A 12661-nucleotide genomic window follows, 5' to 3' on the forward strand; every position below is an offset into this window, starting at 1 on the left:
TCGCCTTTGTCGATGCCCTAGTGACGTGCCGCGGACCTCATGCGAGAAGAGCGGCCTTGTCGATTTTCCATCCTCGCGTCTTGAGCATGTCCTGGAGGGGCTTGTTGTCATCCAGGCTGGCGACCATGTCCTTGATGTGCTGATCGTAGGTGCCGGGGAAGCGCCGCTTGATGTCGTCGATGTCCATGCGCATGGCGTCGGTGATCCGCCCCGAGTTGATCAGCTCGCGCTGGTACTGCTGCCATGCCTGCGACTGCAGTGAGTACCCGGTGCTGTACAGCTGCTCGTGGTGGTCGCGCTGCATGCGGATGGCCGGGCCGTTGTTGACCTTCTGCTTCTTGTGCGGCTTGTTCGCGATGTAGAAACCGGGCTCGATGACGTCCTTGTACGCCGACTTGGCCGGGATGTGGTTGACCTCCATCGGCTGCGGGTACTTCGACCCGTCTTTCTTCGTGTTGGCCGGCAGCAGGCCGCCGTACCAGCCGCTCTCCTGCGTGCAGCCCTTCGCGACCAGGCCCTCGGGGTCCATGAACGTAAAGGGATTGACGACGTACGCGGCCGGGTTGGGCGCGGGCACCAGGCCGAGCGGGTCGGCCGACACGTAGCGGGCCGTCTCGGGGTCGTAGTGCCGGTTCAGGTTGTAGTGCAGGCCCGTCTCCGGGTCCGCGTACTGGCCGGGGAAACGCAACGGTGTGTGTGCCTGGGCGTCACGGTTGCGCGTGGTGATGCCCCAGACCGTGGACCGCTTGTACCAGGCGATGTCGCCCTGCTCGCCGACGAGTTCCGTCGGGGTACCGATGACATCGGTGACGATGGCGAAGAACCGGCTGTCCACCTCGTGCTGTGCGGCGTCGGCGGGAATCCGCCGCTCCAGCTGCGACATCGGCTGCAGGCCCTCGTACTCCCAGGTCAGGGTCACTTTGGTGGTCGAGTCGGTCTCCTCGGCCAGCTGGGTGCCCTCCCAGGCGAAGCGGACCGTGGCCACCACGCCGCTTTTGTCCGCCGCCATGCGGTGCTTGGCCGTGCGGCGGCCCACGGCGTCGTAGGTGTAGCGCCACTCGGTGCCGTCCGGCGTCGTGCACGAGACGAGACGGTCCTCCGCGTCCCAGGCGTAACGCCAGGTGTCGGGCTTGCGCGACAGCCGTCGCTTCTGGCGCAGGACGACCCGTCCGGCGTCGTCGTACTCGTAGCGCAGCCCGTTTGCACCCGTCAGCCGGGTGCCCTCGTAGGTGCGCTCACCGCAGCTCCCGGTGGACCGGGCGGGCCAGTGGGCGTCGGTCTGGTTCCCGGCGTCGTCGTAGGCGTAGCGCTCCGCCCAGTCGCCCGCGGTGACGCCGACCGGACGCCCCACCGGGTCGAGCTCGAACAGCTGATCTGTTCCCTCGTGCCGCTCCGTGACCCGCGTCAGGAATCCGTCGGCGCGGTAGCCGTAGGAGCGGTCGCGCAGGGGGCCGCGGGCCGTGGTCAGCGACCGGGCCGCCAGCCGGCCGAGCGCGTCCCACCGGGAGGCGAGCGTGACCGGCGCGTGCGCGGGGCCCAGCGTGCGGGCGGTCTCGCGGCCCAGGACGTCGTGGGTGAAGTCCAGCGGGTGACCGGCGAGATCCACCCGGGTCCGGTTGCCCGCGGTGTCGTAGCAATACGACGTGAGGGCACCGGTGGGGGTGGTGCGCGAGACCAGTTCGCCGTGCGCGTCGTAGCCGAAGCGCATGCTGTGCCCGTCGACCGTCTCGGTGAGCAGCCGGCCCATGGCGTCGCGCTCCAGGGACAGCGACGAGGTCGGCGACACGGCTCCGATCAGCTGGTCGGCGCCGTCGTAGGTGTAGCGGGTGAGCACACCGGCGGCGTCCTTCTCCAGCACGTTGCCCACCGCGTCGAACGTGAAGGCGATGCGCTGCCCGAGCGGGGTCGTCCGGGCGACGAGGCGGCTCGCCGCGTCGTACTCGTACGTCGTCGTGCGGCCGTCGAAGTCGGTCTGGGACTCGGTCAGACCCGACGGCCCGTACCGGTAACTCCACGTCCTGCCCTGCTGGTCACTCACCCCGGTGAGCCGGAGCTCGGTGTCGTACGCGAACTCGTACCGCGCCCCGTCCCGGCCCGTGCGGGCGGCCAGGAGGTCGAACCACGTGTACTCGAAGCGGGTCACGCCACCGGTGGGACCGGTGTGGGTGAGGCAGTTGCCCTCCTCGTCGTACGTCCACCGCTCGCTCGCCCCGTCGGCCGCGGTGCGCCGGGTGAGCCAGCCGTCGGCGGTCCACTCCATGCGAGTGACGGAACCCGCCGGGTCGATGCTCTCCAGCGGTCGCCCGAAGGGGTCGCGCCGCACGGCGTAGGTAGCGCCGTGCCCGTCGCAGACCGACAGGACCAGGCCTGCCTGGTCGTTGGTGCGGGTCTCCGTCGCGCCGTTCGGGAACGTGGCGGTGGCGAGCGCGCCCGACGCGTCGTACGTGAACGTCGTCGAGGTGCCGTCGGGCGCGATCATCGCGGTGCGGTTCCCGCGGTCGTCGAAGCGCTGCCGCCACACCGAGCCGTCCGGCCCGGTGATCGTCTCCGGCAGGTGCAGGGCGTTGTACGTGGTCGAAGCGTGGCGCCCGTCCGGGTACGCGATCGTGCGCAGGTTGCCGGACTCGTCGTACGTGAAGCGGGAGGTGTGCCCCAGCTCGTCCGTGCGGGCCAGCAGGTTGTCGTACCGGTCCCACTCGAAGTGCACCGTGCTGCCCAGCGGGTCGGTCTCGCTGACCGTCTGGCCGAGCGGGTTGAGACGGGTGACGGTGACCGCGCCGGCCGAGTCCGTGAAACGGGTCTCGCGGGCCGCGGTGTCGTACGCGAAGCGCGAGGACAGCGCGCCGTCGGGACCTACCGTCTCCACGACGCGGCCCGCGGCGTCGTACACATAGCCGTAGGTGTGGCCGCTGCGGTCGGTCCAGGACGTCACACGGTTCTCGTCGTCGTACGTGAACCGCAGGGGCACGTCGCGCGCCCCCGACACCCCGGCCAGCCGGTGGTGCTCGTCGTAGCCGAACGAGGCGACGCGGACCCGGCCCTGGGGCGTCTCGACGTCGAGGGCCGTGACCCGGCCGAGCTCCGGGTCACAGGTGACGCGCACCCGGTAGCCGCCCTCGTGCAGCACCGTCGAGGGCAGGCCCTGCGCGTCGCGCAGGAACTGGACGCCGTTGCCGTTGCGGTCCTCGATGTCGCTCAGCCAGTACAGGCTGCCCGAGGAGTAGGGGTTGCCGACGAAGCGCCGGGTGAGGCCCGAGCGGACGTCGGCCGTGACGTAGGTGATGTCGCCGAGGGCCGACTGTCCGGCGTACGTGAGAGGGATCCGCTCGCCCTCCAGCGGCAGCACCTCCTCGCCCTCCTCGCGCGGCAGCCGGGGGTAGGCGAGGAGCGAGCCGTCGGGCCGGGCCCAGACCGCGCCGCTGCCGGACAGCTCGAGCCGCTCGTCCAGCGTCGAGGCCCAGCTCGGCCCGAAGGCGTGGCCGTAGTGGTAGCCGGATATGTGGGTGCGCTCCAGCACCAGGGGCAGGACGCCCGGCAGCGTCAGGTCCGTCTGGTTCAGCACCATCTCACCGCTGGCGACGTCCACCGGGTCGGTCTTGCAGCGGCGCTGCCCGAGGGCGATGGCCTTGTCGCGGGCCCTGTCCCAGGCGTCCTTCGTGGAGTCGGGCAGACGCTTGACGAAGTCGTTGACCCGGGTGCGTACACCGCCCTTGCCGTCGCCGTCCTTTTTGCCTCCCGTGATGGCATCGACCTTGGTGCGGACGTCGTGGTCCTTGCCCTTGTGGGTGCGGGAGGCGCCCTTGACCCGCTCCGGAACGGTCTCGGTGATGTGCTTGCTGATCTTCTTCAGGGCCTTCTCGGAGCCCTTGATCGCGCCGTGCAGCACGCTGTCGAAGGCCTTCGTGAAAGGGTCGCGGCCCTTACTGCGGCCGAACGCGCCCTTGACCCGGCCCAGCGGGTCGGAGGCAGCCGTATGCATGTCGCTGCCGTGCCGGGAAACCTTGCCCGCGCCGTCCTCGAACTCGACATGATCGATACGGGTGACCTTGCCCGGACCAGTGCCCGCACCGTCGGCCGAGTTGAGATGCATGGCGCCCTTGCCGCCGTGCCCGCCACCGGCGCCGCCGTTGGCCGGCGGCATGTGGAACGCGCCGTCGGCCAGGTCCAGGACCATGTCCTCGACCATCGCCTCCAGCTTCGCATTGACCGGCTCGGTGAGCTTCGCGATCACCTCGTCGACGATCCGGTCGACCGCTTCGTCGATGATCCGCTTGACCACCTGCCGCATCGCCTGGATCTCGGCCGCACCAAGAACCGCCGACAGACCGCCAGTCACCCAGGCGAGGCCGATGGACAGGCCCACCGCGCCTGCCATGATGGCGAGTTCGGCCTCCGCCTTGTGCTTCATCCACTCGATGATCTCGGCGAGGACGTCACAGGCGTCCGCGAACAGCCGGGCCAGCTCGGGGAGTTTCTCCAGATGACTGGTCTTGATCTGGTTCCAGTGCTTCTCCATGGAGTCGACGGCCCAGCCCTCGGAAGAGGACAGGATCCGGGAGAACGCCTTGTGCGCGTCCCCGCCATGACCCTCGAACTTCTCCGCGAACTCCCGCATGGCGGTGGCCATCTCGCGGTAGTCGTCCTCGTCGACGTTCGGGAAATTGATCCCGATGAAGTCCAGGATCTCGTCCAGCCAGCCCGGAATCGTATAACCCATCCCCGTACCTCTCCCCGTGCCTCACGCCTGCCCGCTGGCATAAAAGTTGCTGCGCATGCGATCAAGAACCCTAGTGGACGGCAGTGACGCAGGTGAAAGCGGTAAGCCAGCCGTTCTTGCCACACACCAGGCCGCCGGAGCCTCGCGGTCAGGGCAGCGGGGGACCGACGCGGAGCGGCCCAGTGTCCTGAGAGCGCCATGTCGCGCCGCCGTTACCGCCCAAGACGCGGAGCCGGACGCCCGGCGGGACGAGGAAAACGCAACTCCTGTGGCCCGCTCGAGTGCAGGGGATCCGCTCGTCGAGTCAACCCTCATACGCGGCTCGGGTGATACCTCGACCTCGCCTTGAACCGCAGAGCCCGGTGGGCGCCGGGCGAGCTCGGTGGCGGCCCTGAGCGGTGCCTCGCACTTCGGGATCACCGCTGCGGCACGACACCAACCGCACCGGCACTCCAAGCTGGGTGACCGAACCTGGCACCCGAACCTGTAGCAGACCCAAATTCTGAGAGCTGCTCTACGCATGCTCTGGGAAATGAAGGCGTGAGTGCGGGTCGGCGTCTTGGTTTTGAAGGTGAAGAAGTGCAACGTTCCGGGATGTGTTGGTTCTTGGGGGAGCGGAGGGCGGATGGACGGCCAGGCGCCGAGGAGTGGTCATGGACGCGCTCGACGACGACCGGCGCGGCACGTGCCGCTCTGCTGCCGCTGTCCCGCCGGGCGGGAACCGCGGCGGGAGGTGTCCGCATTCGGGTGTCGGGCACGGCGCGCTTCGTGTCCTGCCGACTGATCAGACGTTGGGGCAGGCATGAGCAGCACCGAGCCCGAAGACCCTGTGGCAGTCGACTGGACTGCGCTGCGCGGCCGCCGGGTTGTCCTTGACGATGGCTGGACAGGCGACGAACACCCGATCCGGCATCAGGGCGTGGTCAGCGGCGTTGACGTCGAAGCCGGCAGGGCCGACGGGATCGAGCTGACCTTGATCCGCTATGACGGCAGCACCCGGCTGCTGCGGCCGGTCGGCCGGTTCACGGTGACCGGCGGCGACACCGGCGAGGTGCTGTACACGCCCGCCGTGCGCGTCCCGCGGAAGATTCCCATGGACTTTGTCGAGGCGGTCCGCAAGATTGCGCCGGACCGATGGCAGGACCTGGAGCGGGCGATGAGGACGACGCCGGCCGACCCGTTCCCCGGGCACAAAGCCAAGGAGCTGGTCGACCTGGCTGCTCAGGTCGAGTGGGAGTGCACCCGCGAGCGCGATGTCCTGGAGGATCCCTCCTCCCCGTCGGCGGCCTACGCCGAAGCCGCGCGGCGCGTTGTCGAGATGTGGGAGGAGACCGCCGGCCCCGCGACCGTGTGACGGCCGCCGATCGACAGCGGCACCAGCCGCAACCCCTTCACGCCGAACCCGCTCCTCAGCCGTCAGCCCTCCGCCAACGGGATACCTCATCGCTTCCGGCATAGCGCAGCCCACGACATCCGTCACCAACCCCAGGCAACCCACACCCTTAAAGATCTCCAGCTCTACCTACGCGACGCGGTGGCCGCCCGGCTGAACGCCCCCACACCGGGCTGGCGCACCGACACAGGCCGCGGCCGCATGGCCGGATATTTCGTTTGGCTGCTCGCCGAAAGATTTCTTCGGATGTCCTCGACGGCTACGAACTGACCGCACCGGCCTTCTCGCGCTTGCCGCTGTCCTGCTCGGTTTGGCGCGGCACGGGAGCCGTAGCCTTCTCCGTCGCGGACTGCACGGCAACTGACGTGTAGAGGACCGAGGCGCCCTGCTTCGCCCGGTGAGCCTGGCTCTTGGCGACAAGATTCTCGAGCGTGGTGCGCACGACGGTCGACTTGATGGTGCGCTGAGGGTGGGCCTTGGCCAGCGCCGAGGTGACCTCCGCCGCGGAACGGGGTTCTTTCTGCTGGTCGAGGTGGGTGCGGATGAGCGCGATCAGCGTGGGCTGCGCCGATGCCGTAGCCGCCTTCGGCTCCGCGTGCTGGGTCTTGTCCTTCTTGGCCTGGGAAGTGGTCTTCTTCGCGCTGGGGGCCTTGGCTGCAGTCTTGGACGGGGCACGCCGGGTGGTGGTCTTCTTGCCGGATGCCTGCTGCGGGAGGGACGCCGCAGGCTCCGGGGTGCTCGGCGCAGATGCCGGTCGGCTGCCGAGCGTCTTCTGGATGCTGTGCAGTACGTTTTGGTCGTCTTGCAGGATGCGCAACTGCGCCTGCAGGGCGGAGAGTTCCGCGCCGATACGTTCCTGCTCTTTGGAATTGAGCTCAAGGTCCTGTGCGACCTGAGTGGCGTACTGAGATGTCACGCTGGTGATGGTGACGGGGTTGTCAGTCATGGTGTTGGCCTCTCTTCAATTCGGCAGCAATAGCGCACCACCGTGAGTGCAACCGAAGTAGGTGCGCCCGCCCGTTTGTTTATTCCCGCGGCGAGCGGTGGTGTGTCGGCGTAGCGATAGTACGCATGGGTGAGGGCTTATGTTCCCATCGAGTGATGGTTGCACCCTGCATTCAGGGTTGAATCTCTGTGTAGGGCGGCGTCCCTTTGAGGGCTGGGGCCGATGCGGGTGGACCTGGCAGGTTGCACCTGGCCGTTCCGGAGCGAGCAGGCCGTGCGCCGACGATGGCATGCGCCGAGGGGTGGAAGCAGCGGCGTACGTGTCCTGGCCTTTTGTGCCGGGACTGCGACCTCAGCGACGAATCACGGCACGCGTAAGGGTCTGCTGCACGATCGGGTGGCATCTGAACTGGCTTGCTGTGAGTACGTGTACTCAGGCGCGTTGTGGTGGTGCCTCATACCGTTGCGGGATGGCCATGCAATCGATGCGGCAGGCCGCAGGCTCCAACGTAAAGCGCTGCGGCTATCTGGTGGGCAGCGCGTTGTTCCGCGTCTGGTTGGTTCTCACGCACGGCTTGCCGCAGTGGGCTCGCTGGTTCCCACTCTGGCTTGGGGCAGTGATGTGGAATGGGAGGAGCGGCAGAGGCGGAGTCAGCCGCCTACTTCGCCGACGCGGACCGTCGAGGCACTCCCGGACGGCTATGACGCCAGTTGCGACTTCCAGTTCGTCTCCTGTTCCGGAGCCACAACATGGCAGAAACGGGCGGGCACACCGGTAGGCAGCAGCACGGGAAGTGGTGTGGGCGCCTGGGGGTGTGTCCAGCGCCGCACAGCCCCGCGCCCGTGCGACGCAGCGCGGGGCCATGCAAGGAACGCCGTTCCTGTCAGGAGCGCTCATGGCGACCGTATGGCCAACACCCCGCCGATGCCCGCCGAATTAGGCCGCAAGCCACCGGTTCACGTCCACGGGGCGCTGAACAGGGCGTATTCGAGCAGGTCGGGCTTGGCGTCGGACGGCCAGGTACCTGTTGCCGCCAGTTGGCCGCAGGCCGCCTGCATGCCGGGCGAGCGATGGGCTGAGCCACCCCGGGTTCGACACAGCGCGTAGGGTGCCGGTGAATGAGCAGACGGTGGTGGGCTTTCGGTACGGCGGGGGTGACCGTCGCGGCAGGTCTCGGCGTGCGGTCGTGGACCGGCGGAGACCCGCGAGGAGGTCTTCGGCCCCCTCGTCACCATCGAGAGGTCGCCGCGTCGTACTCGTACGTCGTCGTGCGGCCTTCACCGGATTACTCCGAGGATGCCCCGGCCTTCAGGCCGGGGAGGAGTCGGACTCCTGTGGAGCAGGGCAGGGGAAGCTGATTCGCCGGCTGGGCGGATCGGCGTGCTCCCGCTGTGGTGGTGAGGCAGCCCCCGTTGGATCAGAGCTCTCAACTGTCAGTCCTCCCGGATAGGTTGCTGTTCATGACGAACGCGGCGCAGGAGAAGGCAGGTGTCGGGCATGCCCGCTACACCTTCCGTCTTCGCGTGTCGTCCACCGCTACTGGCGCTCTCCAAGCGGAATGGGCGCGGTGCCGGTGGTTGTGGAATGAGTGCTGCGCCCGCTCGAAGAGGGCGCACGCCGAGAACGAGAAGTGCGGTCCGGCCCGGCTGGACAAGATGCTGACCCAGGCGCGTGCCTGCATGGGCTGGCTGCGCGAGGGCTCCAGCGTTCCTCAGCAGCAGGTGATACGCGATTTCGCGAAGTCGCGGGCGAAGGCGCTGAAGGACATCAAGGCCGCTGTGCCGGTGCGGCAGCGGGCCGGGATGCCCAAGTACAAGAAGAAGCACCAGGACGACTTGTCGCTGAACTACACCCGGCTGGGTTTTCGGCTCAAGGACGGCCGCCTGCACCTGGCAGGCGGCATCGCCGTGACGGTCGTGTGGTCGCGTGCCCTTTCCAAGCCACCCTCCAGCGTCCGCGTCTTGCGCGACAGCACCGGAGCTTGGTACGCGTCTTTCGTCGTGGCGAGCATGCCCGAGACACTGCCGAAAACCGGCCGGGTGATCGGGATCGACTGGGGTGTGAAGGAGACCGCGACCACCACCAGCGACGACCACGACCTTCCTCACCCGCAGCACGGGAAGAGGGCCGCCCAGCGCTGGGCGCACTATCAGCGGATGATGTCCCGGCGTAAGCCGAAGCGTGGATGCGCCGGATCGAAGGGCTACCGCGAGGCGAAGCGGCAGACGGCGAAGCTGCACAAGAAGGTGGCCCGGCAGCGTCAGGACACCGCCCGCAAGTGGGCCAAGAAGGTCGTCCGCGACCATGACGGCCTGGCCGTGGAGGACTTCCGGCCGAAGTTCCTCGCGAAGTCCACCATGGCCAAGAAGGCCGCTGACGCGGCGATCGGCGCGACCAAGACAGCCCTGGCCGAGATGGGCCGTAAGCACGGCCGGTCCGTGCACCTGGTGCACCCGGCGCACACCACGATGGACTGCGCAGACTGCGGAGCGAGAACCAACCACGCGCTGCCTCTCTCAGAACGAACGTATACGTGCACCACATGCGGGGTGTCCCGACCCCGGGACAAAAACTCAGCCCGTGTGATGCTCGTCCGGGCTGGTCTCCGTCCCGGCTAGTGCTGATCGTGTAAGACCTGCATCCCCGCCGGGGATCAGGCGACGTGAGCTAGGAATCCCCCTGATCTACCTGGGGGAGGTTTCAAGATTCTGCGGGTGCCGCCCACGACGACCAGGCCGAGGACGGCGGCCAGCGCGAGGCCCACCTGCCAGCCGTCCACGCCGAAGGCCAACCGGGCACTGGAGGCAACGTTGTTGGCCTGCACACCGGGCAGGATGAAGCCGTAGGCGACCATCGTCGTCAGGGCCACGGCCGAGGCGAGCCACGGGGCCTTGAGTCCGTACTTGATGTAGTACGGCATGCCGCCGAGGTCCTCGCCGTGGCCGCGGCGCTTGTAGACCTGCGCGAGGACAGCCTCGCCGTACGCGGCCGTGGCCCCGAGCAGTGCGGCGACCACCATCCACAGCAGGGCGCCGGGACCGCCGGAGGCGACGGCCGTGGCCACACCCGCGATGGAGCCGACTCCGATGCGGCTGGACAGGGACAGTGCGAGCGTCTGCAGCGAGGACATGCCGCCCTCACTCGCCTCGCCGGTCCGCAGCTGCCGGATCATGTCCGAGACGCGGCGGAACGGGACGCCCTTGGTGAGCAGCGTGAACAGCACACAATTGTTCCCGTCGACCGGGGCCGCCGGGCCGCTGTCGAGCCCTCACCACCGACACCCGTTGACACCCGTCCCTGACGGGCTCACGCGGACGACTCCCGGCCAAGACACCCCACGAAATCCCAGAAACCCCACGCAGCCCAACCGGCCGGTGCACAACCGCACTTCACCTTCGACCACCACGCCGAGCCCCGGACAACCCACGGAAAGAGAACGCGAAGAGCGCCACGGGACAGCGCGCCCCGGAGCGAGGGCGGGGGCCGGCTCCGCCGGAGCCGGGGCGCTGTGCGTGCTCGCGGCCTCGCTGCGGCGGGGCACGACAGGCACCTTTGCGACGTTCGCCCCGGCCCTCGGCCCGCTCGCGATCGGCGCGCTCACCATGGGCCTGGGCGCACCGCTCCAGGCACTGATCGCCGCGCCTCGCATCGCCACCGCAGCGCTGGGGCTGCGGGCGCAGCGCGGCGTGGTGACGCAGAGATCGCCTTGCAGAGTTGCATCTCGCATGCGACGGATGGGGAAGACCAACTGGCCTTCCCCATCCGTCGCATGTACCGGCAATCCGGTGCTAAGCCCGCTGAACGGGCGAAAAGTGCCGCAGCCGCGCCATGCGCCCATGCCCCGAAGCGGAGGCTCCCCTAGGGTTCCCATGCTCTTTCATCATCCTTTGGTCTGAAACATCCGACGCCATCCGTCCGGAATTAGGGGCCTTCACGTGCATGCGATGCGCGGCACGAAGGAAAGGAATCTCATGATCGGCCACCAACGGGACCGGGGACGACAAGCGGGACCGCTCTTCGAGTGGGGGATCAGCAGACTGCTGCTGATGATGTTGGTGTTCGGCCTGGTCTCCCTGCCGGCCACGGACGGGAACGACGGGGAACTCGCCATCTACCAGCAGTGGCTGTCCGTCTTCCAGTCCGGGAGCTTCCCGGTAAGTGACGAGACCTGGCAATACCCCCCGGGCATGTCTCTGGCAGTCCTGGTGCCCGCGCTGCTGCCAGTGCTCACCTACAAGCACGCTTTCCTCCTGGCCGCCTTCCTGGTCGACGCCGCCGTGTTCACCGCGCTGGTGCGCACCGGCCGTAAAGAAGGGCGCAGCATGATGGGCGCCTGGGTCTGGACGATCGGCATCCCGTTGCTCGGGGCGATGCCTTACGCACGCTTGGACATGACGGTCACAGGCATCTGCGTAGCCGCTCTGCTCTGGCTGCCCACCCGTGCCCGAGTCGGGGGAGCCCTGGCCGGCGTCGGAGCAACCATGAAGCTCTGGCCGGTGCTTGTGCTGCTGGGGGTCGGGTCGGGAGGGGCCATGCGTGAGGCGTGGAAACGTGCCCTGGGAGCCGCGACCGTTCTCTGCCTGGCGCTCGGCACCGTACTGCCAGGGGCGTGGTCCTTCCTCTCCGGGCAGCGAGATCGTGGTCTCCAGATCGAGTCGTTCGGCGCGCTGCCCTTCCATGTGGCCCGCCACTTCGGCTGGTCGGGGCAGGCGGAGATGGCCTATGGCGCGATGCAGTTCACGGGACCGTACGTAGACCTTGTGGCACACGCACTCCTGGTACTGAATGTCCTGGGACTGGCCGGGCTGGTGTGGCTGAGGTTGCGCCTTCCGGCAAGCTTCTTCACAGGCGCCACGCCCTCCTTCCTGGGACTCGCCGCTGTGTTGCTCTGCATCTTCACCAGCCGGGTCTTCAGTCCTCAGTTCATGATCTGGGCCGTGGGAATCACCGCCGTCGGCACCAGCTGGCGCACATCAGGGCTGCAGATTCCGGCCCGCATGGTCCTCGCGGCATGCGGTTTCACCTCAGTCCTCTACCCGTGGACCTACTGGAGCGTCATCAACAGCACTTGGTCCGCTGTCGTCACGCTGGCCGTCCGCGACGGGCTGCTGCTAGCCGCCGCGGTGTTCCTCCTGCGCCCGCTCTGCACCGCAGCCAAGACCAGGCCGGTTCAGGCAGGTGGGCTGGTACCACGGCCACATGCGGCGGACGAGCCGGTGGCCACCGGCTGAAGTCCACTGCCGACGTCGTCCCGCCTCCCGGGCCTGGCCGACGCCTACCCGAAGAGTGCGCTACGCGCGGCCGACGCTGCCATGCGCTGCACCCTGCAGGCCAGCCACGGCGGCGAGCACCGGCACTTCTACAGCGGCGAGTGACCGGCGGCGGACAAGGGCGGCCGCCCCCACAGCGAAGAGGGCCAGAGCGCGGTCACGTGCCCTGGCCCTCTTCGATGTGGCTGTCTGCGCGCCGTTCTCGATCGAGCGGTGCGGGGCGACCTGCCGGCCGGCAGGCCATCCCGTGGTCTGCGCCCTGTCCCTAGGGGCGTGCAGGATGCGCTCGGCTTCGGGGCGGTGCACGGTCGGTGTCGGGCTCGAGCGGCAGGGCG

The 12661-nt window shown here is 68.4% G+C and carries 5 protein-coding genes and 1 pseudogene; 3 read left to right on the forward strand and 3 right to left on the reverse strand.

Features of this window, described 5'->3' with window-relative positions:
• Positions 1-37: 37 nt before the first annotated feature.
• A complete protein-coding gene (locus tag OHO83_RS46310) occupies positions 38-4717 on the reverse strand; it encodes a DUF6531 domain-containing protein (protein WP_266681877.1) in 4680 nt (1559 codons plus the stop codon).
• 802 nt (positions 4718-5519) lie between these two features.
• Here OHO83_RS46310 and OHO83_RS46315 point away from each other — a divergent pair.
• A complete protein-coding gene (locus OHO83_RS46315; protein WP_266681879.1) occupies positions 5520-6071 on the forward strand; it encodes a hypothetical protein in 552 nt (183 codons plus the stop codon).
• Between the two features lie 298 nt (positions 6072-6369).
• Here the strand turns inward: OHO83_RS46315 and OHO83_RS46320 are convergent, their stop codons facing one another.
• Positions 6370-7056, reverse strand: coding sequence for a hypothetical protein (locus OHO83_RS46320; RefSeq protein WP_266681881.1), 687 nt, complete (start codon positions 7054-7056; stop codon positions 6370-6372).
• Between the two features lie 1460 nt (positions 7057-8516).
• Here OHO83_RS46320 and OHO83_RS46325 point away from each other — a divergent pair.
• A pseudogene (locus OHO83_RS46325) lies at positions 8517-9705 on the forward strand (RNA-guided endonuclease InsQ/TnpB family protein); the annotation flags it as partial.
• Between the two features lie 4 nt (positions 9706-9709).
• Here OHO83_RS46325 and OHO83_RS46330 read toward each other — a convergent pair.
• Positions 9710-10279 carry an alanine:cation symporter family protein gene (locus OHO83_RS46330; RefSeq protein ID WP_330278397.1) on the reverse strand — a complete coding sequence of 190 codons (570 nt, stop codon included), beginning with the start codon at positions 10277-10279 and terminating at the stop codon, positions 9710-9712.
• Positions 10280-11027: 748 nt separating this feature from the next.
• Here OHO83_RS46330 and OHO83_RS46335 point away from each other — a divergent pair.
• Positions 11028-12287, forward strand: coding sequence for a glycosyltransferase family 87 protein (locus tag OHO83_RS46335; protein ID WP_266681885.1), 1260 nt, complete (start codon positions 11028-11030; stop codon positions 12285-12287).
• Positions 12288-12661: the final 374 nt, after the last annotated feature.

It is taken from the genome of Streptomyces sp. NBC_00569, from assembly GCF_036345255.1.
Taxonomy (GTDB): domain Bacteria; phylum Actinomycetota; class Actinomycetes; order Streptomycetales; family Streptomycetaceae; genus Streptomyces.